Annotated in this window: 22 protein-coding genes; 1 reads left to right on the top strand and 21 read right to left on the bottom strand. The window is 49.5% G+C overall.

The window, feature by feature from the left end:
* Window position 1: 1 nt before the first annotated feature.
* Together pstC and AOQ57_RS05860 are read right to left on the bottom strand one after the other, a co-directional pair.
* Entirely contained in the window at window positions 2–901 is a 900-nt protein-coding gene (pstC, locus tag AOQ57_RS05865; RefSeq protein ID WP_093626123.1) for a phosphate ABC transporter permease subunit PstC, read from the bottom strand.
* Entirely contained in the window at window positions 901–1,779 is an 879-nt protein-coding gene (locus AOQ57_RS05860; RefSeq protein WP_093626121.1) for a phosphate ABC transporter substrate-binding protein, read from the bottom strand. The genes pstC and AOQ57_RS05860 overlap by 1 nt, the downstream gene beginning before the upstream one ends.
* Window positions 1,780–2,082: 303 nt before the next feature.
* Here AOQ57_RS05860 and AOQ57_RS05855 point away from each other — a divergent pair, with 303 nt between their 5' ends.
* Entirely contained in the window at window positions 2,083–2,778 is a 696-nt protein-coding gene (locus tag AOQ57_RS05855; RefSeq protein WP_093626119.1) for a winged helix-turn-helix transcriptional regulator, read from the top strand.
* A 167-nt stretch (window positions 2,779–2,945) separates the two neighbouring features.
* Here the strand turns inward: AOQ57_RS05855 and ffh are convergent, their stop codons facing one another.
* The 19 genes from ffh to priA all read right to left on the bottom strand — a co-directional run bounded on the left by ffh (window position 2,946) and on the right by priA (window position 26,451).
* Entirely contained in the window at window positions 2,946–4,373 is a 1,428-nt protein-coding gene (gene ffh, locus AOQ57_RS05850) for a signal recognition particle protein (RefSeq protein ID WP_093626117.1), read from the bottom strand.
* Between the two features lie 141 nt (window positions 4,374–4,514).
* Window positions 4,515–4,856: a putative DNA-binding protein gene (locus AOQ57_RS05845; RefSeq protein WP_093626115.1), complete on the bottom strand. Its 342-nt coding sequence runs from the start codon at window positions 4,854–4,856 to the stop codon at window positions 4,515–4,517.
* Window positions 4,857–4,873: 17 nt separating this feature from the next.
* The gene (ftsY, locus tag AOQ57_RS05840; RefSeq protein WP_093626113.1) at window positions 4,874–6,262 is read right to left on the bottom strand and encodes a signal recognition particle-docking protein FtsY; all 1,389 of its coding nucleotides are present in this window, start codon (window positions 6,260–6,262) and stop codon (window positions 4,874–4,876) included.
* A 16-nt stretch (window positions 6,263–6,278) separates the two neighbouring features.
* Entirely contained in the window at window positions 6,279–9,842 is a 3,564-nt protein-coding gene (smc, locus tag AOQ57_RS05835) for a chromosome segregation protein SMC (RefSeq protein ID WP_093626111.1), read from the bottom strand.
* A gap of 13 nt (window positions 9,843–9,855) precedes the next feature.
* Window positions 9,856–10,554, bottom strand: a complete 699-nt coding sequence (rnc, locus tag AOQ57_RS05830) for a ribonuclease III (protein WP_093626109.1) — start codon at window positions 10,552–10,554, stop codon at window positions 9,856–9,858.
* 163 nt (window positions 10,555–10,717) lie between these two features.
* Entirely contained in the window at window positions 10,718–10,963 is a 246-nt protein-coding gene (acpP, locus tag AOQ57_RS05825; protein WP_093626107.1) for an acyl carrier protein, read from the bottom strand.
* A 42-nt stretch (window positions 10,964–11,005) separates the two neighbouring features.
* Window positions 11,006–12,043, bottom strand: a complete 1,038-nt coding sequence (gene plsX / locus AOQ57_RS05820) for a phosphate acyltransferase PlsX (protein ID WP_093626105.1) — start codon at window positions 12,041–12,043, stop codon at window positions 11,006–11,008.
* A 10-nt stretch (window positions 12,044–12,053) separates the two neighbouring features.
* Window positions 12,054–14,087: an ATP-dependent DNA helicase RecG gene (gene recG / locus AOQ57_RS05815; protein WP_093626103.1), complete on the bottom strand. Its 2,034-nt coding sequence runs from the start codon at window positions 14,085–14,087 to the stop codon at window positions 12,054–12,056.
* A 67-nt stretch (window positions 14,088–14,154) separates the two neighbouring features.
* Window positions 14,155–15,852, bottom strand: coding sequence for a DAK2 domain-containing protein (locus tag AOQ57_RS05810; protein ID WP_093626101.1), 1,698 nt, complete (start codon window positions 15,850–15,852; stop codon window positions 14,155–14,157).
* Window positions 15,853–15,878: 26 nt separating this feature from the next.
* Complete coding sequence (locus AOQ57_RS05805; RefSeq protein WP_003683850.1) at window positions 15,879–16,241, bottom strand: Asp23/Gls24 family envelope stress response protein; 363 nt, start codon at window positions 16,239–16,241, stop codon at window positions 15,879–15,881.
* A gap of 154 nt (window positions 16,242–16,395) precedes the next feature.
* Complete coding sequence (gene rpmB / locus AOQ57_RS05800) at window positions 16,396–16,584, bottom strand: 50S ribosomal protein L28 (protein WP_012391446.1); 189 nt, start codon at window positions 16,582–16,584, stop codon at window positions 16,396–16,398.
* A 122-nt stretch (window positions 16,585–16,706) separates the two neighbouring features.
* Window positions 16,707–17,363 carry a thiamine diphosphokinase gene (locus AOQ57_RS05795; protein ID WP_093626099.1) on the bottom strand — a complete coding sequence of 219 codons (657 nt, stop codon included), beginning with the start codon at window positions 17,361–17,363 and terminating at the stop codon, window positions 16,707–16,709.
* A 98-nt stretch (window positions 17,364–17,461) separates the two neighbouring features.
* Window positions 17,462–18,115, bottom strand: coding sequence for a ribulose-phosphate 3-epimerase (rpe, locus tag AOQ57_RS05790; protein ID WP_093626097.1), 654 nt, complete (start codon window positions 18,113–18,115; stop codon window positions 17,462–17,464).
* A gap of 13 nt (window positions 18,116–18,128) precedes the next feature.
* A complete protein-coding gene (gene rsgA / locus AOQ57_RS05785; protein WP_093626095.1) occupies window positions 18,129–19,019 on the bottom strand; it encodes a ribosome small subunit-dependent GTPase A in 891 nt (296 codons plus the stop codon).
* Between the two features lie 19 nt (window positions 19,020–19,038).
* The gene (pknB, locus tag AOQ57_RS05780; protein WP_093626093.1) at window positions 19,039–20,961 is read right to left on the bottom strand and encodes a Stk1 family PASTA domain-containing Ser/Thr kinase; all 1,923 of its coding nucleotides are present in this window, start codon (window positions 20,959–20,961) and stop codon (window positions 19,039–19,041) included.
* A 3-nt stretch (window positions 20,962–20,964) separates the two neighbouring features.
* Complete coding sequence (locus AOQ57_RS05775) at window positions 20,965–21,702, bottom strand: Stp1/IreP family PP2C-type Ser/Thr phosphatase (RefSeq protein ID WP_093626091.1); 738 nt, start codon at window positions 21,700–21,702, stop codon at window positions 20,965–20,967.
* A 19-nt stretch (window positions 21,703–21,721) separates the two neighbouring features.
* A complete protein-coding gene (gene rsmB / locus AOQ57_RS05770; RefSeq protein ID WP_093626089.1) occupies window positions 21,722–23,068 on the bottom strand; it encodes a 16S rRNA (cytosine(967)-C(5))-methyltransferase RsmB in 1,347 nt (448 codons plus the stop codon).
* A complete protein-coding gene (fmt, locus tag AOQ57_RS05765; RefSeq protein ID WP_093626087.1) occupies window positions 23,061–24,011 on the bottom strand; it encodes a methionyl-tRNA formyltransferase in 951 nt (316 codons plus the stop codon). Before fmt ends, rsmB begins: the two co-directional genes overlap by 8 nt.
* A 22-nt stretch (window positions 24,012–24,033) precedes the next feature.
* Window positions 24,034–26,451 carry a primosomal protein N' gene (gene priA, locus AOQ57_RS05760; RefSeq protein WP_093626085.1) on the bottom strand — a complete coding sequence of 806 codons (2,418 nt, stop codon included), beginning with the start codon at window positions 26,449–26,451 and terminating at the stop codon, window positions 24,034–24,036.
* Window positions 26,452–26,459: the final 8 nt, after the last annotated feature.

The following is a 26,459-nucleotide window of genomic DNA, read 5'->3' as shown; positions in this document are numbered from 1 at the left end:
CCTACCCCTCCTTATTGCGGTTCACCAGGCGCATGGCCAAGTTGAAAATTAACGACATAACAAGTAATACCAGGGCCAAGGACCATAGGGCATCGTTAGCAGCGGTTCCCATGACCGTATTCCCAATCCCCGTTGTCAGAACCGAGGTTAAGGTGGCGGCCGAGCTCATCAAACTGGTTGGCATGATTGAGGCGTTTCCAATCACCATTTGTACGGCTAAGGCTTCCCCAAAAGCGCGGGCCATCCCGAAGATCATCGCTGTCAAGACTCCCCCGGCCGCACTTGGCAAAATGGTGCGATAAATAGTTTGCCACCTAGTCGCCCCAAGGCCCTTAGAGGCCATTCGGTATGATTCCGGTACTGCTAGGAGCGTATCTATCGTCATTGAAACCATGGTTGGTACGATCATCAAGAACAAAACCACCGTGGCGGCTAGCATCCCAAACCCAGTCCCGCCAAACCACTGACGCAAAATCGGAATAATCACCGTCAAACCGACGAACCCGTAGACAACGGATGGAATCCCCACCAGGAGTTCAATTACTGGCTGAGTTACCTTGCGAAAGGCCGGTGGAAGGATTTCTGTTACTGCCAGGGCTACCATCAAGGCTAATGGTAGGGCCACAATCCCGGCTAGCATTGTAACCCCAAAGGAGGTGACGATCATTGGCAGAGCTCCATAAGAGCCCTTCTTCGGTGACCAATCGGTTCCGGACACGAAGTCCCAGATGTTTACCCCGTACTTGATAAATAACGATAAGCCCTTGCTGGCCAAAAAGATTAAAATAGTTGCAACCAGCAAGCCAATCACGGTGATTGACAGGGTCGTTAACACCCGACCAACACGTTCTTGATTGGTTTCTTTAGAAGGCCCAGTGAGCCGCTTTTCCCAATCACTCATTACTTCTCTCCAATCTTTGTAACTACCCCGTCAGCATCCCGTCTAACCTTCATGTCGTGAATCGAGATATAGTGGGCTTCCTTTACCAGGTGGGATTGAACATCGGCCGACTGCAGGTAGCGAATATAAGCCAATGTCGCCTTTTTAGCATGCTTAGTCGTATACATGTGTTCGTAAGACCAGAGCTTCCACCTGTTATTGCTAATGTTTTTACTTGTTGCCTCAACGTGGTCAATCATAAGGGCTTTGACCTGGTCATTTAAATAGGCTGAGGAAACATATGAGATTGCCCCCGGAACGTTGGAGACGATTTGTTTAACCGTCCCATTAGAATCTTGTTCCTGGGCCTTAACCGTTTCCTGCCTACCCATGACCACCTGTTCAAAGGCTAGCCGGGTTCCGGAGCCAGATGCCCGGTTAATCACGGTAATCTTTTTATCTGGTCCACCGACTTCCTTCCAGTTAGTAATCTTGCCGGCAAAGATCCCCCGGAGTTGGTCCATCGAAAGGTTGTCTACCCCTAACTTAGGGTTCACAATCGGAACGATCCCGGTAACAACGATAATATGGTCGGTTAGCTTGCTGGCGTCAATTCCAGCTTGCTGAGCGGCAAAGACGTCGGAACTCCCAATATCGACAGCCCCGGCCTGTACCTGGGACAGACCGGTCCCTGATCCCCCACCCTGAACAGTGACGTTAATATTCTGGTGGTTTTTCAAAAAACCCGGGATGGCTGCTTCTGCCAAAGGCTGTAAGGCTGTTGACCCCACATCAGTCACCTTGGTGATGGTGGCGCCACTGCCCCGAGCTTGAAACCAACCGAAGCAAAGGAGCAGCAAAAGGGCAAGCGCCCCTAAGGTTCCCATGATTTTCTTCATTTTCAAAATCCTCTCGTTTTCACTTTGTTGACTGTCCAGCGCCCCAACCAAATGGGCAGCAGCGTACTAACCAACCCTTGGCTAATGAAGGTGCTATAATGACAATTGATAAGCGATCTTAATGTTTTCCCACATGTTTTTCCGCTGTACCCGGCGATCAAGCGTGTGGAGGAGGGATTGGGTACCAGCCAATACGCTCCCATAAGATACCTATAATTTAACAAGGCCTTGTAAACCTTCCACTTTCATCATGTAAAGCTTTTGTAAATTCAGGGAGGCATTGTCATCAAAAATTTCTTACTCATGACAAAGGATCAAACCTTTGCAACCGATTTAGCGCACTTTTGCCATCACCAGCACTGGGACTTAGACCGGGTCACGACCGCCACAGCCCTAGTGGTTAACCTAGAACAAAATACCTATACTGGGATTTTATGGGACCTGGCCGCCACCAACCTTGACACCACCATTGCCACCATAACCTTGATCCGCAACCAGCAAAACGGGCCCCTCCTAATCTTCTCCCCTAATCCTGACGACCGTCAGCGCCGTAAACTCTTCCGAGCCAAGGTTGATGATGTCTTGGAAAAAGAAATCACCCACGATGTTTTACGGCCCATAATTGAACAACGGTGCTGGCTCTACCAGCACGCCTCGGTCACCACCGAGGATCCGTTTGAGGAAGAAAAGCCACTCGTTGAAGATCACGTTCAAATTGGCGATTGGGAAATTGATCCCAAGAAAGTTCAAGTTACTAAGGCTGGTCAGAAAGTCAGCCTTACCCGCAAAGAGTTTCAGCTTTTAGCCTTCTTAGCTGACCACCAGGGGCAGGTTTTGTCACGCGAACAGCTCCTTAATGGTGTGTGGGGCTACGATATCTTAGGAAGCTCCCGGATTGTAGACATCCATGTTTCCCACCTCCGCGATAAACTTGAAGATGATTCACAGAACCCGGTTCATCTGACGACCGTCCGCGGTTTTGGTTATAAGCTAGAATAAAAAACGCTCATCGCCATTTTTTGGCGGTGAGCGTTTTTTAGACTGACTAACATCACAATTTCTTGAAACCTCACTAGCTTTTTAATTGATAAAGGCCACCCCTTATAACCCAAAAAACCTGCCAACGAATTACCGTACGTGGTAATCCATCAACAGGATTTAGATTATTAACGCCTCTTCTTCAGGCGCTTCTTTTTATTCTTCTTCATCTGCCGGGCCATCCTGTTCATGGCAAGCTTACCTAACCGGCCTCCTGGTAACTGGCCCCCCATCAGGTTTTCCATCCCGCTGAGGTTTCCGTTGGTAACCTGACGCATCATCTTGCGCATCTGGTTGAATTGCTTAATCATCCGGTTAACTTCAACGATTGGCCGCCCAGATCCGGCCGCCAGTCGCCGACGCCGACTTGGGTTCATCACGTCCGGATTCTCACGTTCCTCCGGTGTCATTGAGTAAATGATTGCCTTAATGTGAGCAAATTGCTTGGGATCTAAATTAATATTCTTTAGGGCCGGATTGTTGGCCATCCCCGGCATCATCTTCAATAGATCTTCCAACGGTCCCATCTTAGTAATCTGGTCCATTTGGTCCAAGAAATCGTTAAAGTCAAAGGAGTTTTCCTTCATCTTGTTCATAGCCTGGGCCGCTTGTTCCTGGTCAAAGTTTTCCTGGGCCTTTTCGATCAGGGTCATCATGTCCCCCATTCCCAGGATTCGGGAGGCCATCCGATCTGGGTGAAAGACGTCCAAGTTGTCCATCTTTTCCCCTTCACCGACAAATTTAATCGGCTTCCCGGTCACAGCCCGAATTGACATGGCTGCCCCACCGCGGGTATCCCCATCCAGCTTGGTTAAGATAACCCCAGTGATGTCTAATTGATCATCAAAACCTTGGGCGGTATTAACGGCGTTTTGCCCGGTCATGGCGTCAACAACCAGAAGGATTTCATCCGGCTTAGCCAGTTCCTTGATCTTGCTTAGCTCATTCATCAGCTGTTCGTCAATTTGCAGACGGCCGGCCGTATCGATAATCACGTAGTCGTTGTGCTTTTCCTTGGCAACCGCCATCCCCTGGCGAACAATTTCAACCGGGTCGACATTAGTTCCCATTTCAAAAACCGGTACGTCAATGCTTGAAGCTACCTGTTGTAGCTGGGTGATGGCTGCTGGCCGGTATACGTCGGCAGCGATAAAGAGCGGCCGGGCGTTTTCCTCTTTCTTCAGGCGCTTAGCCAGCTTTCCGGCCGTAGTCGTTTTCCCAGCCCCCTGGAGCCCAACCATCATAATGACGGTTGGAATATGAGCGGATTTATTGAGGGGCGTTGCCGTTTCACCCATCATTTCGGTCAGTTCGTCGTTAACGATCTTAACGATTTGTTGAGCCGGGTTCAAGCCCTTCAAAACCTCGGCCCCAGCTGCCTTTTCGCGTACCGTTTTAACGAAGTCCTTGACAACCTTAAAGTTAACGTCGGCTTCTAGGAGGGCCAGCCGAATTTCACGCATCGTTTCACGTAAATCAGCTTCAGTCACCTTGGGTTTCCGCCGCAGTTTTTCCATTGCCTTTTGCAGGCGTTCTGTTAAACCTTCAAATGCCATGTATTTCTCCCCTAATTTTAGATTCTTCGCCTGGTAAATTTACCAATATCACTTTTTAATTTTACTACATTAGGCCTTTTTACACCATGATTAGCTAAACTGACAACGCCCCCACCTGGTCATACCAAATGGGGGCGTCCATTATTCGGCTTCTAAGGTTTCCATTCCAGCTACCAACCGTTGTAACTCGTGGTCATCAGGGTAATGTTGTTGCACGTAATCACGAATTAGGTCAGCTTGCTCATTACGCACCTCAAATTCAGCATAGAGGTGTAGCTTATGTTCGTAGCTCTCCAGAATCCTTTCGGTCCGTCGAATGTTATCGTAAACCGCTTGCCGCGACACGGCAAACTCAGTCGCAATCTCTCCTAAGGAGTAGTCATCGGCATAGTAAAGCTGAAGGTAGTCATTTTGTTTTTTGGTCAAAAGGGGTTGGTAAAAGGCAAAGAGGGCGTTGATTCGTTCATTTTTCTCTAATTCCATCTTGCACCTTTCTTCCCTTAATCGACCGTAACTAGGCCCTTAAAGAGTCCGTAAACAAAGTCTTGGGCGTTAAATTCTTCTAAATCATCAACCTTCTCACCTAGCCCGACAAACTTCACTGGTAGGTGTAGCTCGTTTCGAATGGCTAAGACGATCCCCCCACGGGCGGTCCCGTCCAACTTGGTTAAAACGATCCCGGTAACGGCGGTGGTTTCTTTAAACAGCTTCGCCTGAGTTAAGGCATTTTGTCCGGTGGTCGCATCGAGGACCAACAAGACCTCGTGCGGGGCATCCGGAATTTCCCGGGTTAGAATTCGCTTCATCTTAGCCAGCTCGTTCATTAGATTAACCTTATTTTGCAGGCGGCCGGCAGTATCAACAAAGAGTACATCGTAGTGATCCCTTTTAGCCTTAGTGACGGCATCAAAAACAACGGCCGCTGGGTCACTACTTTCCGGCCCAGTGACGATGTCAACTCCATCACGCTGGGCCCAGACCTCCAATTGTTCGGTAGCCCCGGCTCGGAAGGTATCGGCCGCCGCCAGGAGGACCCGCTGTCCCTGTTTCTTAAATCGTGCTGCCATCTTACCGATCGTGGTCGTCTTACCAGCCCCGTTGACTCCGACAAACATGATTACGGTTGGTCCCTCTTTGGCCATTGTCAAGGTGGTCTGCTCCCCCTGACCGGCCTCATCGTATAGGTCAACCATCTTTTCAATGATTACGTTTGAGACATCCTGCTTGTTTTTGGCATTTTGAAGCCGAACCTCTTCTCGTAAGGAATCCGATAGCTTCATTGCCATTTCATAACCCACATCGGACTCAATCAGCATGTCTTCTAAGTCATCGAAAAAGTCCTCGTCAACGTGACGAAAATTAGCTAAGAACCTGTTCAACCGGGCCCCAAAGCCGTTTCGTGATTTTTCAAGCCCCTGGTCATACTTCTGCTCGGTAGCTTGTTCTTGCTCTTCTTCAGTTTCCGGCGCTGCTTCTTCGGTTGTACTCTCCTCTGAAGCTGGCGGCATTTCATCAACTGACTCTTCAACCTGTTTAACCCAGTCGGCGGTAACAGGAGCCACGGTCTCCGCTGATTCCGGTGCCGAAGCTTCCGATGCCTCTGGTTCTAGTTTCTCACTTACCGGATTCGTCTTTGTTACCACCGGTTCATCTGAGGTCACCTGTTCTTCTTTGACTGGGCTCTCTTTTATTACCGGTTGATCTGCTTCAACTACTTCTTCAGGTATGACCTGACTTATCGACGCCTGAGTTGCGTTTGCTTTATCTTCTTTAGCTGGCGCTGCCGTGGATGTGCTCGAAGAAAGCTCCTCGCTCGTTGGCATTTCCTGGTCAGTAGTCTGCTCTTTCTCTTCTTTTTTATGGCGCCGGAAAATATCAAATAATCCCATGTGCTCCCCCTCGTTTCTATGCTTGGTGTTGTTCTAACGTTTGATTGACGTCCACGGAGACCATCCGCGACACCCCAGATTCCTGCATTGTCACCCCGTATAAGACATCGGCGTTCATCATTGTCCCCTTCCGGTGTGTGATGACGATGAATTGGGGACCTTGATCCCCAAAACGATCCAGATAGTGGGCAAAACGGTCAACGTTGACAGCATCTAAGGCCGCTTCCGGTTCATCTAAGATGGCGAACGGCACCGGCCGGACTTTTAGAATTGCAAATAAAAGGGCAATCGCCGTTAGCGCTCGTTCTCCCCCAGATAAAAGCGAAAGGCGCTGATTACGCTTACCAGGTGGCTGGGCCGTGATGTCGACCCCGGTAGTCAACGGCTGATCTGGTTCGGTTAAGAGTAATTTAGCCTCCCCGCCATCAAAGATCTGAGTAAAGGTTTCACTAAAGGCTACCGATACCTGCTTAAAGGTAGTCATAAAGCGCTTTTCAACCTGTTGGTCCATCTCCGCCATTGTATTTTCAAGTTGCGATTTAGCCGCCATCAAATCGGCCCGTTGGCCACTCAAGAAGTCATAACGTTCCTTAACCTGCTTGTACTCAGCAATCGAAGCCGTGTTGACATCGCCAAGATCGGCAATTCCCCGGTTTAAGAGCTTAATTTGGCGGGCCAACTCCTCATCGGCCAGCTCGGCCATGTCCTGACTGGCTGCATCCAGGGTCATTTGGTAGCGTTCACTCAAGTGATTAAGAGCCTGGTCAATCGTCACCTCTAGTTGGGCCTTTTCAGCTGCCAACCGGGTCTGTTCACCCATGGCCACCTTCGAGAGGTCCTGTAGTCGTTGGGCCTCCTGATTAACCTTCTTGAGTTCCTCTTCAAGCTGATCCAACTGATCAGTAACGGCTTCAACCGCCTCTTGGTGCTCTTTAAGCTCGTCTTTGGCTTTCGCCAGAGCAGACTGGCTCGATTCATGCTCGGCATCCATCGTGACGTCTTGCTCGGCTAAGTGGGTCAGGGCTTCTCCTGCTTCATCAAGGGAAGCTTGAACCTCTTCTAACTGTGTCTGGAGCCCCTCCTGCTGGGCCTGATCTTGTTCCCGACGGGCCTTGGCCACTGCTAAGAACTGACTGAGCTCATGCACCTGCTCATTTTGGCTTGCCGCATTGGATTGAAGGGCGGTTAATTGTTCTTGGGCCTGCACCGTTTCCTGCTTAACCCGGGTTAATTCCTTTTCAACCCGCTCAGCATTAACGTTGGCCTCCTCAACCCGGGTCTGGTAGGCGGCCTGCTGGTCGTTTTGCTGGTTGGATTGAAACTCAAGCGCCGTTACTTCTTGTTTGGCAGCCTTCACTTGGTCATTTAAACGTTGAGCACTGCTCTGTTGCTGATTGGCCTCACTGCGCACCCGGGACAGTTCCTGTTCCAGGGTGTCACGGCTAGCTTGACTGGCCTGACGTGCCTCTTGAAGACGCTTCACCTGCACCTCCAGTTGACTAGCTGTGGCTTGAACTTTTTGAAGGGCCCCTTGTAGTTCCTCTAGTTGCTGACGCTGACGTAAGAGGCCAGTCCGTTGGTTTCGATTAGCCCCTCCAGTCATCGCCCCTGACGCATTAATCAGCTGGCCGTCTAAGGTTACCACCCGAACCTGGTGCTGACCCACCCTAGCCACCTGAGTTGCATTGTCCAAGGTATCAACCACCACAGTATTGGCCAGCAGGTGATCGACCACAATTTGAAAACGGGGGTCAAAGGAAATTAGGTCCCCAGCCCGGCCAATGAAGCCAGGGAGTTGGTTCAAGTTAGCTAGGTTACGGGGAGCATAACCCCCCCGTAAGCTGTCTAGCGGTAATATCGTTACCCGGCCCCCCCGGGTCTGAATTAAGTCCTGAATGATCTGCTTCCCAGTTCCCTGGTGATCAACCACTAATTGCTGAAGCTGGCCTCCTAAAACAGTTTCAATCGCCATCGTATATTGGGTGGGAACTTCAATCAGTTCGCTAACCGCCCCAAATAATCCCGGATAAGATTGCCGATGCTTCAAGACCTGCTGTACCCCATGATAGTAACCAGTATAATCAGCCGCCATCGCCCGGTAGCTCTTAATCCGACTCTCAGCGGATGAAACATCCCCTAAGGCCTGATACCACTGACGTGACGTCTGCTCGTATTGCTGTTCTAGCTTAACTTGGTTAGCTTGCTCCTGGCTATAGCGGTCCACTACTGCCCGTGCTTCTTCCTGCGCTTTTTGAGCTACCGCCGCCTGGTCTCTTGCTTTCCCATTTAGATCCGCCAGCTTTTGTTTGGCCGCCTCTAAGGCTGAGGCACCGGCCTCCCGCTGGCTCACGTTACGCTGGTAATCACGCTTCAAAAAGAGTTGATTGTTTTGAATCGTGGTCTGCTCTTGCATCAAGTCAACCTGTTGATTGCGGAGCTTTTCAATTTTATCCGTTAGCTGGGCCGCTCGTTCCTCGGCGCTCATCGTCTTCAGCTGGCGTAGCTGAGTTTGATGGTCCTTAATCTCTTGGTCACGTTGATTAATTCGTTCCTCAACCTCTTGTAATTGATTGTTTAAGACCGTCCGGCGCCCCTCTAATTCCGTTTGCCGGTCAGTGAGGCGGTCATGCTCTGCCTGACGCTGTTCCTTACGCACAGATGAAAGGGACTGCTGATTTTCCAGCTTAGCGATCGTCTGTGTTGCTAATAAGAGCTTGGCTTGGTGGTCATCACGAACCGTTACCATCTGACGACGACTAGCTTGTAAGGTTGCCTGACGCTGGCTAGCAGCTTTAGCCCTTCGATCATATTGATCTGTCATGTCCTGTCCATCAATAAGTTGTTGGCTCACCTGGGCAAGACGCTCTTGATTAAGTCGGGCTTGGCGTACCGTTTGAGTGCGATCCAAGCGGTCGAGGCGCCCACGTTGCTCCAAGTACTCTTCAGCTAAGGCACTCTCCTCAGCCAATGGGGTAAGCCGGCCTTCAATTTCGGCGATTATGTCATTAACTCGGTTGAGATTATCATTGGTTGTCAAAAGCCGCTTTTCAGCCGCCTTCTTATTTTGCTTGTACTTAGCTACCCCAGCGACGGTTTCAATCACCTCGCGCCGATCGGCTGGCTTCCCATTGAAAATGGCAGCCACCTGACCCTGTGAGATGATCGAAAATGATTCCCGTCCAATCCCCGAATCAATGAACAGGTCAACGATGTCCTTTAGACGTACCGGGTGGTCGTTTATTAGGTACTCAGAATCCCCGTTACGGTACAAACGTCGGGTCACCGTTAGCTCCGTAAACTCTGATTCTAAGTAGTGGTCACCGTTATCAAGGGTGATCTTCACCTGGGCCCGGTTAAGGGGCTTACGATCGGCCGCTCCGTTAAAAATGACGTCAGCCATTTTGTCTCCCCGTAAGGTTTTGGCAGACTGCTCCCCCATTACCCAACGGATTGCTTCAATAATGTTACTCTTTCCGCTCCCGTTAGGGCCAATGATTCCGGTCATCCCTGGTCGAAAATCAATTACGGTTTTATCGGCAAAGGATTTAAAGCCTTCGATTTCTAGTGAAAGTAGTCGCATGGGTGATCAACTCCTACTTGTCCATTCGTAGTTTTTGTAACGCATGTTTTGCGGCATCCATTTCCGCGTGCTTTTTAGAACTGCCTTGTCCGTTTGCAACGACCTTACCGTCAACTGTTACTTCAACGGTAAAGATTGGGTCGTTTTCCGTTCCCCCTTCACTTAAGAGACGGTACTCAATATCAACATCCCCATTACGCTGCAGAAATTCTTGCAGGCTAGTCTTAGCATCAACAGCGTGGTCGAACCAGCCCATATCTAACTTAGGGAAAATGACAGTATGGATGAACTTTTCTACCGCCTGGCGCCCCTGGTCAAGGTACAAGGCCCCGATGAAGGATTCGAAAATATCACACAAAAGGCTGGCCCGGTCCCGGGCACCAGCCATTTCCTCCCCCTTACCAAGACGAATGTACTGATCGAAGTGACATTCCTTAGCAAACTTAGAGAAGGAGTCCTCGCAAACCATGGCCGCCCGCAAACGGGTCAACTTCCCCTGTGGTAACTCTGGATAGCGCTTGTAAATGTACTCGGAGACAAATAACTGCAGGACTGCATCCCCCAAAAACTCAATTCGTTCGTAGTACTTTAGATTTTGGTGGGGATGCTCGTTAACGTACGATGCCTGGGTAAAAGCCTCAGCAAGTAGATCCGTGTTCTTAAAATTAATCCCATAGGTTTTAGCTAGGTAATCCTGTAATTCAGTAATCATCGTGTCCGTCCTTTCTGATCGGGCCTCTGATAGGGGGTCGTGAGCTCACAACCCCTTATCACAGACCGAATACCGTGTAAGTCCTTAAAAATAAGGTAGTTTGTTTTTTTCTAAAAAAAAGGCGCGAGCAATTTGATCGCGACCCCTCTTGTTCGTACCAACGTTAGTCCTTTTGGTGATCAGCGATATAATCCACTACCTCACCAATGGTACTGAGTTTTTCAGCTTCACTGTCCTCAATTTCTGCGCCGAAGGTGTCTTCGACCTCGAGAACAAATTCCACAAAGTCAATGGAATCAGCGTTCAGATCGGTCTTCAAATTCAGGTCATCGGTGATCTTAGCCCGATCGACATCAAAGTGGTCGGCCACGATTGACGAGACCGTATCAAAGATTTCCTTCTTATCCATTCTTTCAATACCTCTTTTATCTAAACTAACTACCTTATTCTATTAGTTTTTATCTGGCTTGTCCATGCTTTCCTCGGATTGGACCTGGCCAAAGTATTTAACTGTCTTTTCAATTACTCCGCTTGAAATCATAGTTCGAATTTGGGCAATCGTGTTTTCAACCGCCAAAGCGTCGGTAGATCCGTGGGTCTTAACAACCGGAGCTTTTAATCCTAATAAGACGGCTCCCCCGTACGTTGACGTTCCCATCAGCTTAGCAATCTTCTTAAAGACTGGCTTTAAAAACAGGTAGCCAAGTTTAGCCCGCAAGCCACCATTTTCAATCCCGTTTTTAATCAGCAACAGTACCATCTTAGCAGTACCTTCGGTGGCCTTTAAGGCTGCGTTAGCTGTCCAGCCATCAGAAACGATAACGTCGGCCTTGCCGGCCAAAAGTTCACTAGCTTCAACGTTACCCACAAAGTTAAGGTCCTCTTCGGCCTTAAGCTGCTGGTGAACCTCTTTGTGAAGACGGTCGCCCTTATCTTCCTCGGCCCCGTTATTTAAGAGAGCAACCCGAGGGTTTTCAACCTGAAGGACATTTTCGGCGTAAAAACGGCCTAATTCGGCAAACTGAAGCATATTTTTTTCCTTGATTTCAGCGTTAGCCCCGGAGTCTAGGTATACAAAGTTTTTCCTGTCACTACCGGGCTTAGCAATCGGTAAAATTGAGGTCAATCCCGGTCGGTCAATCCCCTTGATTCGTCCAACGATAAACAGACCCGCGGCTAAAATCGCACCGGTGTTACCAGCGGAGAAAAAAGCATCAGCTTGGCCTTCCTTAACTGCCGTAGCGGCCCGGACAATTGATGAATCCTTCTTCTTGCGGATAGCTCGAACTGGTTCTTCACCCATTTCAATCACTTCGGTGGTCTCAATCAGGTTGATCCGGGTGGAATCATTAATTAGTGGTTGAACTAATTTGGAATCCCCATATAAGTCAAATTCAACGTCTGCAAACCGATCTCGGGCCCGTTCGACCCCTTCAACAACAACTGCCGGGGCGTTATCGCCGCCCATGGCGTCAACTGCAATTTTCATTTTCTCTCTCCTAATCAAAATGAGTTTCTAACTGATGGCGCTTAAGGTATAAGACTAGGGGCTGGTTTTCATCCTTGTCATCCCAACCTGGGGTAGCCAAAAGGCTGCCAGCGTCAGCCCGGGCAATCTGAAGCATCTTCAGGTCACCGACCGGATCACCAACTTTAAAATCAGGCATCCCTGATTGGCGAGCTCCTAAAACGTCACCAGCCCCGCGTAACTCCAGGTCTTTTTGGGCTACTTCAAAACCATCGGTGGTGGCCACCATCGTCTCCATCCGAGCTGTTCCTTCATCGGTCTTCGGGTCGGCTACTAAAAGACAGTACGATTGGCTCTTTCCCCGGCCAACCCGGCCCCGCAACTGGTGAAGCTGAGCTAAGCCAAAACGGTCAGCATCATAAATTAGCATCACGGTGGCGTTGGGGTTATCTACACCAACTTCAATCACTGTGGTGGCTACCATCACCTGAACCTTACCAGCCTGAAAATCATGCATCACGGTTGCCTTTTCGTCGTTACTCATTCGACCATGCAAAAGGCCCACCTTATATTCAGGACTAAAGTGCTCCTTGAAGCGGGTGTACAAATCGGTGGCATTCTTGACATCCAAGCTTTCGGACTCTTCAATCAGGGGAGACACCACGTAAGCCTGGGCCCCCGCTCTTAGTTGCCGATCCAAAAAATCTAGGGCACTATTGGCTTGATTTCCTTTAAGCCAGGTTGTCTTGATTGGCTGGCGTCCGGCGGGGAGCTCGTCAATCACCGAAACATCCATTTCCCCGTAGGCCGTGATTGCCAGGGTTCGTGGAATCGGGGTTGCCGTCATTGCCAAAACGTCGGGGCGTTCTCCTTTTTCCCGCAGCTGCTGGCGCTGGTTAACTCCGAAGCGGTGCTGCTCATCAATAATTACAAGCCCCAGGTTAGCGTAATCGACCCCATTTTGAATCAGTGCGTGGGTCCCCACGATTAAGTTTAACTGACCAGTCTTGATTTCTCTTGTCAGCTGGTGACGTTGCTTGGTCGTCATCGCCCCGGTCAACAAGGCAACCTTGACGTGAGTTCCGTTAAAGACCTTAATCAACTTTTCAGCGTGCTGGGAAGCCAAAATTTCCGTTGGTGCCATCAGTGCAACCTGATAGCCCGCTAAAACGGTCGCCATTACAGCAATCGCGGCTACAATCGTCTTTCCAGACCCAACGTCCCCCTGCAAAAGACGGTTCATCTGGTAGGGCGAACGCAGGTCACGGCAAATCTCGTTAACCACTCGCTTTTGAGCCCCCGTCAGTTCAAAGGGAATCGTCTTAATGAAGGCACGTAGGTCATCATTATTGTATAAGATCTTAAGCCCCTCGTCCTTACGGTTAGCCCGCCGGATCGCTTGCAAACGGAGCTCAAACAAGAAGAATTCTTCAAAGGCTGCTGTTCGCTTAGCGGCCTCGGCCATCGTGGTATCACTTGGAAAATGCATCTGCTTGATCATCTCACGCCGCTCCATCAGCTGATAGCGCTGACGCAAACTAATCGGTAAAAGAGTTGCAATTACGTTTTGGTACTGTTCAAAAGCTTGGGCGATTAGTTTGCGCAACGTTGCCTGGCGAACGTGCTTGTTAGCCGGGTAGGTAGCTCCAATAGCCTGGGCCTTGCTACCTTTAGCAATTAGCTTAGTCCCCAGGACTTGCTGGCGAGGTGCGTCCCAAGTTCCCAACACGGTCACGTCCTGGCTCCGTTCAACCTGCTTCTTTAAGTAAGGTTGGTTAAAATACACTACGTTAACCACACCCGGACCAACCATCAGGCGAAAAGATAGCCGCGAGCGCCGATAACCATAACGAGACATTAGGGGGTCAGACACAACAGTTCCCTTAACCGTTACCTTTTGCTTATCCTTTGCCACTGATAAGTCGGTCGGTGCAAAATCGTCATAGCGAGATGGATAATGGGTTAGCAAGTCACCAACTGTCTTGATCCCCAGGGTCGCTAAATTTTCAGCCATCTTGGGACCAACCCCCTTTAATTGACTGACCGGGTCTTGTAAGGATTTCATGTGCATCCCCCCTTTAAACACTAGAAGCGGGGTTGCCGCGTGGACCACCCCGCTCGTGCGGTTTTACTTATTCAACTGAGATCAGGTACGGGTAAACCGGTTGATCTCCTTCGTAAATCTGAACTTCAATTTCATCATCTTCGGCTTCAATTGCCGCTGAAATCCGTTCCGCTGCTTCCTTGGTTCCTTCTTGGCCATACAGAATCGTGACAATTTCACTATCTTCATCCAGCATACCTACCACCATCTTGGAAGCGGCCTGTTCAATATCCGGATCAGTAACGGTAATCTTACCGTCTACAATACCCATGAAGTCGCCTTCCCTGATTGTTCGTCCCTCGATCGTGGTGTCACGAACGGCAACTGTTACCTCACCAGACTTAACAGTTGCTAGGTTTTCTTCCATCGCTTCTTGATTATCTTCCAAAGAAGCTTCCGGGTTAAATTCCAAGAGGGCACTCATCCCTTGGGCGATCGTCTTAGCATGAACGACCTTGGTTGGGACCTCAGCCACTTCGGCTGCCTGATCGGCGGCCATGAAGATGTTCCCATTATTAGGTAACAATAAGGCCTGCTTAGCCCCGGATGCGTTAACGGCGTTGACCAGGTCTTCAATACTTGGGTTCATGGTTTGACCCCCACTGATTACGTGGGTTACACCAAGCGACTTGAAGAGTTCTTCGACCCCGTCTCCGGAGGCCACAGCGATCACCGCAGTTTTAACCTGGGTACTTTCAGCTGTCTTTTTTACTTCAGCAACCGGTACTTGTGTTGATTCTTCATCGTGCTCCATGATCGATTCCTGTTGCCAACGCATGTTATCGATCTTGATCGTCTGCAGATCCCCAAACTGGAGTCCCCAGCCCAGAACCTTATCCGGTTGTTCGGTGTGAACATGGACTTTAACGATTTCATCATCATTAATCACCAGCAGGGAATCTCCAAGGTCGGCCAGGTAATTATAGAAGGTATCGTAATCAAATTCTTTGGTAACCGACTTACCGCGGCCAATGCGAACCATCATTTGGGTACAGTAGCCATACTTAATATCATCGGGGTTTAACTTTCCCTGGGCACTTTGGCGGTGATTGACGTTAACCATTTCATCTAACGTAGCCGCATCCGGCAGTGTGTCTTCCACCACTTGGCCGGTCAAGGCTTCCAAGAAACCATGTAAGACAACGACTAACCCCTGACCACCGGAGTCAACCACACCAACTTCCTTCAAAACTGGTAAGAGATCCGGCGTTTTTTCCAGTGCCAGGTCGGCAGCCGTTACAATCTCTTGCATGATAACTTCTAGATCTTGTTCGCCGTTTTTAACCGCGTTTAAGCCGGCCTGAGCCGATTCACGAACCACGGTCAGGATCGTCCCTTCTGTTGGCTTCATCACTGCCTTATAGGCTGTCTTAGCCCCGTTAGCATATGCATCAACGAAGCCTTTGGCATCAAGGCTTTTAGCCCCTTCGCAGCCCTTGGCAAAGCCCCGAAAAATCTGAGATAAGATCACCCCGGAGTTCCCGCGCGCCCCCATCAGAAGGCCCTTAGCCAGCGCATTAGCTAAATCGCCCACTTGCGTTGAAGTAGCATCGCGTTCGTACTTAGCTCCGGATGCCATTGACATCGACATGTTGGTCCCAGTATCACCATCCGGAACTGGAAAGACGTTCAGCGAGTTGATGTAGTCGGCCCGGGCGTTTAGCTTTGCCGCCGCTGCCTGCACCATCTTGCCAAATTCATGGTTTGTAATTGTTGTAACTACCAAAGTTATTGTTCCTCCGCTCGGTCGACTTAATCTCCCAGGACACGTACGCCCTGAACCATAATGTTTACAGAATTCGCCGTTACCCCGAGCATCGCTTCCAGGTTGTATTTAACCTTCTCTTGGACGCTCTTTGATACGGCTGAAATCTTAGTGCCATAACCAACAATAATGTAAACGTCAACGGCAATCCCGTTGTCTTGTTGACGGATGACGACCCCTTGGTGGAAACTGTCCCGCCCCAAGATCTGGTTTACCCCATCCTTAAGGGGGTTCCGACTTGCCATTCCGACGACCCCGTAGTTATCGGTGGCCGCCCCACCAACAACCGTCGCAATGACGTCGTTAGCAATGTCGATCATTCCAGCTGGAGTTTTAATCTTTACTGCCATCCTTAATGGCCTCCTTTAGTCGCTAAACTTAGTTCGTAAAATCATATATCCATCATATCTTACCATACAACACCCTGGTCAACAAAAACTAAACTGTTTTTCCAGGGCAAGCAAAAAACGGCTGCCAAACTTGGCAGCCGCATTTGTTAGGTTCTTAGTTAACCCGAGTCACTTTCCCTGACTTCAGGGTACGTGCTGAAACGTAAACCTTCTTTGGCTTACCATTAACCAAAATGGTGGCCTTTTGTAAGTTTGGCTTCCAGCTGCGACGACTTGAGTTAAGGGCGTGTGAACGCTTGTTACCAAACTGCGTCCGCTTACCAGTAATAAAATCCTTAGCCATGATAACCCTCCTCTCCTCATCAAATTATTTTCTCCGCGCATCTGCGGTAACTCACCTAAATAATTTACCATAGGGGCGCGGTGATTGCAACATTTTCTTTCAAGTATTTTCCCTTGACAGCATCAAAGGGTCCAATCCCGACTTTGAATCACGGCTACCACTCCGGCTTGAAACGAAAAGTGATTGACCTGACCATTAAACTCATTACTTGACCACGAAATTGGCACCGTCGTGCTAAAGTTTTTCAAACGGTACTTTTCATCTGGCAGGGTCAGGTTCTTAACTGGGGTTAAACCGACAAAGGCTAGGTACCGCATTTCCGATAGTTTTTTGATGGTATACTCCCCCGGCCAGTAGTAGGTAACCTCATTTTGCCGGTCGATCAAGCGGATCCGGTCTAAGTAGGGTTGAAATTCCTCCAAGAGTGGGAAGTAAAGGTTAGATAAGAGCTGGTCTAACCGTCCCCCAGTGGCCCCGTAAATGTTAACCCGGTCCGGTTGATAGTCCAAAAAGGCCCGTTTAACTCCTAACTGGGTATCGGTGTAGTCTTTCTCGGGTGGGAAAGTTTCCAGGCACCCTACCCGTTCCTTCAGCCGTTTTAAGAGGGGCGCCGGCGTTGAATCAAAATCTCCCAGTGCAATGGCGGGAACAATACCATGGTCCAGTAAAAAAGTGGCCCCATAATCGACCCCGATCCAGGTCTCTTGTGTCCGTTTTTGCAGTTGGTCTAAGGGAACCAGGTCTAAGATCCCCCCAACCATGATGTTTACTTCCTTCATCCCTTCGCCCCCATATAGTAAAAGGTCCCAGTTGCGTTTCGCCGCGCTGCTGGAACCCATTAATAACAACTACACGATCCTAGTGGAGTTGACCTAGCTTACTTAGTTGCGTCTTTGATCTTGTTGATCTGGGCAACCGGATCTTCGTTATTGAAGACAAATGAGCCGGCAACGGCCACCGTTGCCCCCGCCTTGTAGCAATCAACAACGGTTTGATCGTTGATCCCACCGTCAATTTCAATATCAAAGTCGTAGCCCTGTTCCTTCTTCAATGCGTCTAATTCCGCAATCTTATCCACCGTTTCTGGTAAGAACTTCTGTCCCCCAAAACCTGGGTTAACCGTCATGACTAGCACTTGATCAACCAGATGTAGAACCGGCTTGATCATGTCAACCGGTGTCCCCGGGTTAATAACGACTTCAGCCTTTACCCCACCGTTCTTGATGATTTGAAGGGCCCGATGAATGTGTTGTGTAGCTTCAACCTGAACCCCAATAATATCCGCACCGGCATCAATAAAGTCCGGTAAGATGTGTTCTGGGTTTTGAACCATTAAGTGCACGTCCAAGACCATCTTAGAGATTGGCCGGATCGCCTTTACGAAGCCTGGTCCGTAAGAAATGCTTGGAACAAAGGTCCCATCCATCACGTCAATGTGAAGGACTTCTGCGCCCCCCTTTTCCACCATTTCAATATCCTTTTGCAGGTTAACGTAGTCAGCGCTCAAAATTGACGGTGCAACTTTAATCATAATATCATTTCCCTCATTTCTGGTAGTTTGGTTTTTGGTTGGCAATTAACTCATGGAACTGGAGGTAATTGTCGTACCGACTAGTCATTATTTTACCATGTTCTAATGCATTCTTCACCGCACAGGATGGTTCTTTTATGTGTAAACAACCACGAAATTTACATTCCGGTACCAAGGCCCGCATTTCCGGAAAAAGATTCGGGAGTTCTTGAACCGTCATCTTAAAATCTTCGTAGGAAGAAAAACCTGGTGTATCGGCAATCAAGGCGTCCCCCACTTGCATCAGGCTAACCTTTCTTGTGGTGTGTTTTCCTCGCTTGAGAGCTTGAGAAATTTCACCCGTGGCAAGCTTTAGGTCGGGTGCTAGGTGGTTTAACAGGGTCGACTTTCCAGCCCCGGTTTGGCCCATCAAGGTCACAACCTTACCGGATAGCAAGCTCCTTAACTCATCTAGCGCTTCAGTGCCAAACGGGGGGCGCTGGTAAACTACTGGGTAACCGATCTCACGGTAGCCAGCCACGATTTTCATTAGGGCGCTTTCCTCTTCATCCGAAAGCAAATCGGTCTTTGAAAAGTAGATGATCGGATCAATTTTTTGGCTCTCTAATGCCACCAACTGACGGTCCAGCAGGTTAGTGGACATGGTAGGCTCCTTAACGGCAGTTACCACCACCGCTAAATCAACGTTAGCCACCATCGGGCGGACCAACTGATTTTTCCGGGGTAAAATCTTTAGCAGGTACCCTTCTTGTTGGTTTGCGGCCTCAAATTCGACCTGGTCGCCAACGACTGGTTTTAACCCCCGCTTTCGAAAATTTCCTCGCGCCCTGGTCCGGTACAGCTTTCCGTTGGACCAAATGTCATAAAAGCCACTCAGTGACTGTTGAATTGTCCCGCTTCTCACAAACGACCTCCTATCGCATTTAGCCGGTAATGTTGGTTGCACTCATAATCGTCTTCCCGTTGCGGATAACCTTGTAGGCTCCAGTTTCACCATCACGCAGGGTAAAGGGAACGTTAATCGTTGTCTCTTGGTTAATTGTAATGTCTTGGTATTCCATCGTCAGATTATGGTAGGCGTCTTCAATGTAAACTTGGACCCGGTTTTCGGTCTTACCACCATTACCATCGAAAGGAATATCAATCTGGATGCTGGTAGTCTTTAGTTGGGTCCCGGAACTCGCAATAACCACCGTTAGGGTGTCACCCTTGGCCAGCCGACTCCCCACCTTAGGGGTCTGACTAATTACCTTGTTCGCTGCTACTGTTGACGAATCCCGTTGCGTTACCGTCAATTGCAGGCCGTGTTTGCTGGCGTAGTCTTGTACGTTAGTGATATCCTGATTTTTGAAATTAGGGATCTTATAGGTTTTCTTGCCCGCTGACACCGTCAGGGTAATCACGTCTTGAGACGGGTGAACTACCTCTCCCGACGTAGTTGACTGCCGGATGATCTGATCCTTGCTCACCGTGTCGGAGTATTCCTTTTTAATCCGGACGGTAAAACCTTTGGCTTCTAAGCTCTCCTTTGTCCCCTGGTAGTAACTACCAACGTAATCCGCCATCGTCCAGGTTTTAATTCCGTTAGAAAGAATTACGTTGACCTCACGTCCATAGCGGACCTTACTTGCCCCATCTACGGACACAATCCGATTTTTGGCAACCGACGAGGAGTTTTCCCGGGTAATATTCCCCAACCGCAAGTGCCGTGCTGCTAGCACTTTTGTGGCCTGACGGGTAGTCATCCCACTTAGGTCGGGCACCGTGACCTCACGGTTAAAGTACCAGCCCGCACCAAATAGGGTTCCTAACACCAGTACAATTAGACTTACCCAAACATCGCGGTGACGCCTCTTATTTTTAAGATGCTCTTCTTCAGGCTCCTTTTTTTTCTGATCAACCGGGGCCTTTTTGACCGGTTCCTCCTTGGCCTTGGCAACCTCTTCCTTAATCTGGTGGTAATCCAACACCTTAGTTTCCTCGTTACCGGGGTCCATCAGCTTTAGTGGTGCTTCATTTTCTCGCTCTGGTAACAAGACGGTTGCCAAATCCGCGGCCATTTCTGCGGCAGTTTTATAACGTTGAGCGGGATCCTTTGCTGTCGCCCGGTAAACCACATTTTCTAACGCTTGCGGAATCGACGGATTTACTTGGCGCACCGAAGGAACCTGGTCCCGAAAATGCTTTAGAGCAATTGAGACCGCGGTTTCGCCCTCAAAGGGAACCTTACCCACTAACAATTCATAGAGAATAATCCCCAGCGAATAAATATCGGAGCGCTTAGTGGCAATCGAGCCACGCGCTTGTTCAGGTGATAAATAATGGACTGAACCTAATAAAGTGTTTGTTTGCGTTAACGAATTGCCCGAGCTAGCCATTGCAATCCCAAAGTCAGTGATTTTTATATTCTGTTGTTCATCAATTAAAATGTTCTGTGGCTTTAAGTCACGGTGAATAATCCCCTGGGTATGGGCGGCTTCAACAGCTGCCAATACCTGTTCCATAATGTTAATAACTTGGGAAAGCGGAAGCGGATAATGCATTTTAATGTAGTCTTTGAGGTCCATCCCCTTGACGTACTGCATCACCATATACTGCATTCCGTGGTCTTCACCCACGTCATAAACCCCAACAATATGAGGATCATTAAGTTGTGTTGCCGCAAGCGCTTCCCGATGGAAACGGCGCTGCGTATTGGGATCATCCCGTAAATCAAGCCGGAGTAACTTTACCGATACATCCCGGTCTAAAACCAGGTCATGGGCCAAGTAGACATTGGCCATCCCCCCTTCACCAAGGGGACAAATGATTCGGTACCGGTGATTAAGCTCGTATCCGGGTTCCATTTGCTATTTCTCCTGGTCGTTTTGGCTAATTAATACGGTAACGTTGTCGCTTCCGCCGGCTTCATTAGCTAGCTTGATCAGGCCGGCACACTTATCCGTTAAGGATCCTTTCCCCGCTAAAATGGTCGTAATTTGGGCTGCGGGAACCATCTTGGTTAAGCCATCCGTACACAATAAAAGTTGGTCCTTTGGCCCCAGTTGAAAGACGTTAACGTCGATTTCGGCATCATTAGAAATTCCAATTGCCCGGGTAATAATATTATTTTGCGGGGAGTGAGCCGCCTCTTGCTCCGTTAAGTCACCGTTTTTGACTAGTTCATTGACGAGGGAGTGGTCGTCGGTAATCTGGGTCAGTAAATCCTGGTGGAAAATATAACCCCGGCTGTCACCGATGTTAGCAACAACGGCCACGCTATCGATTAAAATGGCGGCCACCATCGTCGTTCCCATCCCCCGGTACTTCGGGTTCGATTGGGATTTTTTTAAGATTAATTGGTTAACCAGGCGGACCTTTTCCCGAAACCATTCTTTTGCGGCTTCAGAAGTTTTCGGTGCCTCCTGGGTGAAGTAACGACCAAGCGCCATCACCGTTTCTTCTGCGGCGACATTCCCCCCATTATTTCCACCAACTCCATCGGCAATAACAACCAATTGGAGATTTGGTGTAATACAAAAGGCACTGACCCGATCCTGGTTTTGGGATCGTTGTTGACCGATATCAGATCGAAATGCAGTCTCCATGTGTTTCTTCGTTCCCCTTCTACTGGACTCGTTGAAGGTTACTAATAAAGAAACCATCAGAGCCGTAATCACTCGGCAACAGGGTGAGCGTTTGGGCTTGGCGGTTGTCCTTCAACATACGTGCGGTTGTGGTTTTCTGTAACCTAAAGTTCGGGTGGCGCTTTAAGAAATCAGCCACCGTATCGTCATTTTCCTGACGAAGGATCGTACACGTACTATAAGTAATTATACCGCCTTTTTTTACTTTTGTGGCCACCGAATCCAAAATTGCTTCCTGAATTTGGTGCAGGTGCTGACTGTCCGTTAGTTGCTTATCATAGCGAATTTCCGGTTTCCGTCGTAGCAGACCCATTCCCGAACACGGGGCATCAACTAAGATCTGGTCAAAGAACCCGTCTGAAAAGGCCTCTCCAACGTGACGGGCGTCAAGCTGGCGGACGGTAACCCGATCACTAACCCCCATGCGCTGAGCATTTTTTTCAACCAAACCAACCTTATGCTTATGGATATCCAGGGCGTAGACTTTCCCAGTCGTCAAGGCCTCGGCAATCTGAACCGTCTTGCCCCCTGGGGCAGCGCAGGCATCTAAGACCCGTTCTGTCCCCATCAAGTGCATGCTTTCCACTGCTAGCATAGCTGATTCATCTTGGATCGTCACGATTCCCTCTGAAAAGGCCGGGGTACTAATAACCGCCCCCTTAGTTACTACCAGACCGGCCTTGGCAACCTCAGAACGCTTCGTTTCCACTCCCTGCTCTTTCAAAAGTTTCTGAGCTTGCTCAACCGATGCCTTTTTTAGGTTGACTCGAAGGCTGACTCGGGCCGGTTCGTTAACTGTTTTGGCGATCGCCTTGGCTGTTTGCTCACCATACTGATCCACCAGGGTCTTAATTAGCCAGTCCGGCAATGAAGCCTGAATTCCCATCTGCATCAGGGGGTCCTTGATTTTTGTCAAATCAGCAACGCCCCTATCCAAAATGGCGTGTAGCACCCCGGTCACAAACCGGCGGACCCCGGGGTTCCCCCGGTACTTGGCAATTTCAATTGCCTCATCAGTGGCAGCGAAATTAGGCACCCGTTCCAAGTATTGGTACTGGTAAATGGTCATCAAGAGCAGGGTCTTGACCCATGGCGTTACCTTTTTACCCTTAATAAAGGGAGCCAACCAGTATTCCAGGGTTAACTGGTGCTGCAGAGTCCCGTAAACCAAAGTCGTCACGAGCCGGCGATCAGCTTTGGACAGCCGGCTATTTTGTAGAGCCTGGTTTAACTGCAGGTTCGAATAGGCACCAGAAGACCGAACCTTATCTAACGTTGTCAGGGCGATTTCTCGAGCCCCGCGTGGTTTCACTTGTGTCTTATTCATGGCTTATTGCTTGCACCCCTGCCCTTAGGTTTTGATGACCATTTAAGTAGGCCGTGATATCCATCTTGGGCTTACCAGCTGGCTTTAAGCTGTTGATCTGATAAGTTGTCCCCTCACCCGCCGCTAGAATAAGGGCGTGCTTTTCAACCCGTACTACCTGGCCAGGCTTTAAATCGGTGGTCTCTTCAAGCGGGGTTACGTCGTAAATCTTGGTAACCAGGCCGTCTAAAACCATGTTCCCCACTGGTGCTGGACGTAGCCCACGTACTAGGTCGTCGATTCGCTCAGCCGGTAAGGTATAGTCAATTTGCTCCTGTTCCCGCGTAATGTTAGGTGAGAAAACAACCCCACTCTCATCTTGCTTAACCGGGGTAATCGTCCCTGCAATTAGTTTGGGCAGGGTTTCAAGTAAGAGATCGCGGCCCAGTAAGGACAGCTTCTCAAACATGGTCCCAGTATCATCTTGGGGGGTGATTTCAAGGTGTGCTTGGCTAATGATGTCACCGGCGTCCATCTTCTTAACCATGTACATGATGGTAACCCCAGTCTCCTTATCACCGTTCATAACGGCGTATTGAATTGGAGCGCCCCCACGGTACTTGGGTAAAAGTGAGCCATGAACATTGATGGCAGCCAGCTTTGCAGCGGCCAAAAGTCGCTCCGGGAGGAACTGACCAAAGGCCGCCGTGATGATCAAGTCAGGCGCCAATTCAATCACCCGGTCCATCTCAGGGCTATGATTAATCTTTTCAGGGGTCAGGACTTCAATGCCGTTTGAGAGCGCCGCCTCCTTGACTGGGGTCGCTTTCAACTGGTGCTTTCGCCCTACCCGGCGATCTGGCTGGGTAACAACGGCCAAGACCTGGTAATCATCACTTTCGATCAGAGCCTGTAGAATTGGAACCGCAAAGTGTGGGGTTCCCATAAAAACAATCGATGTCATTAACTATCTATCCTTTCTGAAACTATAAGAAGTACTGTGGATCCGGGTCAATTATTACCTGGGTCTGACGGTCAAACTTTTTCTGAGCTCCCTCCATGATGGCAGTCAGACGGTCGTGAAGGGTTAAATCGTGACGGTATTTAATTACAATCTGGTAGTAGTAACGGTTTTTAAGGCGAGCAATCGCCCGGGGCGTTGGTCCCAAGATAACGGTCTGGGTGTCTAAAGCACCCGTCAGTTCCCGGCGGATTGTTTGCATCACTCTGGCAGCAGTTTGCTCATTAGGGTGACTCCCCATCACCCGGATTGTGTAGTAGTAAGGTGGATATGCCCCCAGCTTACGCAGGTTCATCTCCTGAACAAAGAAGCGCTCGTAATCATGGGCCTTGGCCAACTGAATCACGTAGTTATCAGGATTAAAGGTTTGAATTACCACTTGACCCGCTGCTTCAGCACGACCCGCTCGACCTGCTACCTGAGCAAGCAGGTCAAAAGTTCGCTCCGTAGCCCGAAAGTCAGGTAAGTCCAGACCGGTATCAGCATTCAAGACCCCCACCAGGGTAACGTTGGGGAAGTCAAGTCCCTTAGCAATCATCTGAGTCCCCAGTAAGATGTCTGCCTCATGGTTACCAAACTTGGCTAACAACTTTTCATGCATCCCCTTGCGCCGGGTGGTATCAACATCCATCCGAATGATCCTAGCAGTCGGCAACCGAGTTTGCAACTCCGCCAGGGCCTTTTCAGTTCCTGTTCCATAATAGCGAATTCGCCGGCTCTGGCAGCGAGGACATAAACGCGGAATTGGTTCTTCGTGCCCGCAGTAGTGACACTTTAAGGTATGGCTATCCATGTGCAACGTTAAGGAGATATCGCAGTTGGGACACTTGGGCACTAAACCGCAGTCCCGACACATAACAAAGGAGGAAAACCCCCGCCGATTAAGCATCAAAATGCTCTGTTCACCCTTATTCAAGCGATCAACCAGGAGGTTTAAGAGTGGCAGTGATAAGTTGGTCTCTCCACGCCGCTGTACCTCTTCCTTCATATCCACTACCTCAATCGGTGGTAAAGGCTGCTGATTAATTCGTTGAGGTAGTATTAGGCGCTGGTAAAGCCCTGTTTCGGCCCGTGCCCGTGACTCAAGGCTTGGGGTGGCCGACCCCAAAACCAGGGGAGCATGATGGTACTTGGCACGCCACTTAGCCACCTCACGAGCGTGGTAGCGAGGAACATCATCCTGCTTATACGACGACTCATGCTCCTCATCCATAATGATAATACCAATATTTTCCAGTGGTGCAAAAACGGCTGAACGGGCCCCAACCACTACCTGGGCTTCACCACGCCTAATTCGGCGCCACTCATCGTAACGTTCGCCATTAGAAAGTCCCGAGTGTAAGACGGCCACCCGGCGGCCAAACCGTGCCCGAACCCTGCTTACAATCTGAGGGGTTAAAGAAATTTCTGGTACTAACATCAGGGCGGTTCGACCATTTTTTAAGGCCTCCTGGATTGCCCGCAAGTAGACCTCCGTTTTTCCTGATCCGGTCACTCCCTGGAGCAAAAAGACCCTTTCTTCATGCTGGTTGGTAGCTTGGTTAATTGCCAAAACGGCTTTCCGTTGATCATCATTTAAAACCGGGGGCGGAGTAGTTGAAGACAGCAGCGCCCCACTGGGATCACGGTAGACCTCTTGTTGTCCCTTTTTAAGCCAGCCCCGTCTTTCACCGATGGTAAAGGTCGCTGGCTTTAAGCCACTCACTTCCTGGGCCACCTTAAAGGTAACCGTTTCGCCGTTAAGGCTCTGCAGGTAATCCAATAGTTTCTGCTGAGCATGGGCATTTTTAGCAACCGCCAGCCGTTCCCCTTCGTAGTCGTCAAAGGATAGTAGCGGGATGATCGTCGTCACCACCTTGACACGTGCTTGATCCTTAACCTGGTAGTCGATAACTACTTTTCCGGCCCGCCGGAGTTTCATCAAATTACTAAGGGCTAGCGGGTCACTTTGCACACTGGCTAAGTCAAGTTCGTTCTGGCCACCAAATAAGTTAAGGTAGGTTTGCTCATCGACCTCGTCAACCAGGCGAACTAACCGAATTGTCCGCGCCTTTAAGAGATTGGGCAGCATAGTATGCAAGGCAGTAATTCGAAAGGAATAGGTGGTATCAGCAAGCCAAGAGGAGAGGCGTAACAGCTCTGGGTTTAAAACTGGGGTTAGGTCCATCACCGCCGTTAGTTCCTTGAGGTTCCCGTCGTAATCAGTTGGCTGATCGACGGCAATGATAAAGCCCTGTACCTCCCGGCTCCCGCGGCCAAAGGGAACCATTACCCGCATTCCCGGTGCAACCTGACGTTCAAGCCGGGTAGGAACCCGGTAGGTATAGGGGCGGTTGGTTTGCATTGTCGGAACATCAACAATTACTTGGACGATCTCTACCATTTAATTTC

Source organism: Limosilactobacillus gorillae, from assembly GCF_001293735.1.
Taxonomy (GTDB): domain Bacteria; phylum Bacillota; class Bacilli; order Lactobacillales; family Lactobacillaceae; genus Limosilactobacillus; species Limosilactobacillus gorillae.
The sequence above is the reverse complement of the archived record's forward strand: the minus strand, read 5'-3'. Positions and strand labels throughout refer to the sequence as shown.

Coding starts and splice junctions, on each gene's coding strand:
- AOQ57_RS05860 (WP_093626121.1), bottom strand. CDS start 1,779: ATGAAGAAAATCATGGGAACCTTAGGGGCGCTTGCCCTTTTGCTGCTC.
- AOQ57_RS05845 (WP_093626115.1), bottom strand. CDS start 4,856: ATGGAATTAGAGAAAAATGAACGAATCAACGCCCTCTTTGCCTTTTAC.
- rpe (WP_093626097.1), bottom strand. CDS start 18,115: ATGATTAAAGTTGCACCGTCAATTTTGAGCGCTGACTACGTTAACCTG.
- ffh (WP_093626117.1), bottom strand. CDS start 4,373: ATGGCATTTGAAGGTTTAACAGAACGCCTGCAAAAGGCAATGGAAAAA.
- AOQ57_RS05855 (WP_093626119.1), top strand. CDS start 2,083: ATGACAAAGGATCAAACCTTTGCAACCGATTTAGCGCACTTTTGCCAT.
- rnc (WP_093626109.1), bottom strand. CDS start 10,554: ATGATTACTGAATTACAGGATTACCTAGCTAAAACCTATGGGATTAAT.
- pknB (WP_093626093.1), bottom strand. CDS start 20,961: ATGGAACCCGGATACGAGCTTAATCACCGGTACCGAATCATTTGTCCC.
- rpmB (WP_012391446.1), bottom strand. CDS start 16,584: ATGGCTAAGGATTTTATTACTGGTAAGCGGACGCAGTTTGGTAACAAG.
- AOQ57_RS05805 (WP_003683850.1), bottom strand. CDS start 16,241: ATGGCAGTAAAGATTAAAACTCCAGCTGGAATGATCGACATTGCTAAC.
- AOQ57_RS05795 (WP_093626099.1), bottom strand. CDS start 17,363: ATGAAGGAAGTAAACATCATGGTTGGGGGGATCTTAGACCTGGTTCCC.
- AOQ57_RS05775 (WP_093626091.1), bottom strand. CDS start 21,702: ATGGAGACTGCATTTCGATCTGATATCGGTCAACAACGATCCCAAAAC.
- priA (WP_093626085.1), bottom strand. CDS start 26,451: ATGGTAGAGATCGTCCAAGTAATTGTTGATGTTCCGACAATGCAAACC.
- fmt (WP_093626087.1), bottom strand. CDS start 24,011: ATGACATCGATTGTTTTTATGGGAACCCCACACTTTGCGGTTCCAATT.
- ftsY (WP_093626113.1), bottom strand. CDS start 6,262: ATGGGATTATTTGATATTTTCCGGCGCCATAAAAAAGAAGAGAAAGAG.
- rsmB (WP_093626089.1), bottom strand. CDS start 23,068: ATGAATAAGACACAAGTGAAACCACGCGGGGCTCGAGAAATCGCCCTG.
- smc (WP_093626111.1), bottom strand. CDS start 9,842: ATGCGACTACTTTCACTAGAAATCGAAGGCTTTAAATCCTTTGCCGAT.
- acpP (WP_093626107.1), bottom strand. CDS start 10,963: ATGGATAAGAAGGAAATCTTTGATACGGTCTCGTCAATCGTGGCCGAC.
- pstC (WP_093626123.1), bottom strand. CDS start 901: ATGAGTGATTGGGAAAAGCGGCTCACTGGGCCTTCTAAAGAAACCAAT.
- recG (WP_093626103.1), bottom strand. CDS start 14,087: ATGAAATCCTTACAAGACCCGGTCAGTCAATTAAAGGGGGTTGGTCCC.
- plsX (WP_093626105.1), bottom strand. CDS start 12,043: ATGAAAATTGCAGTTGACGCCATGGGCGGCGATAACGCCCCGGCAGTT.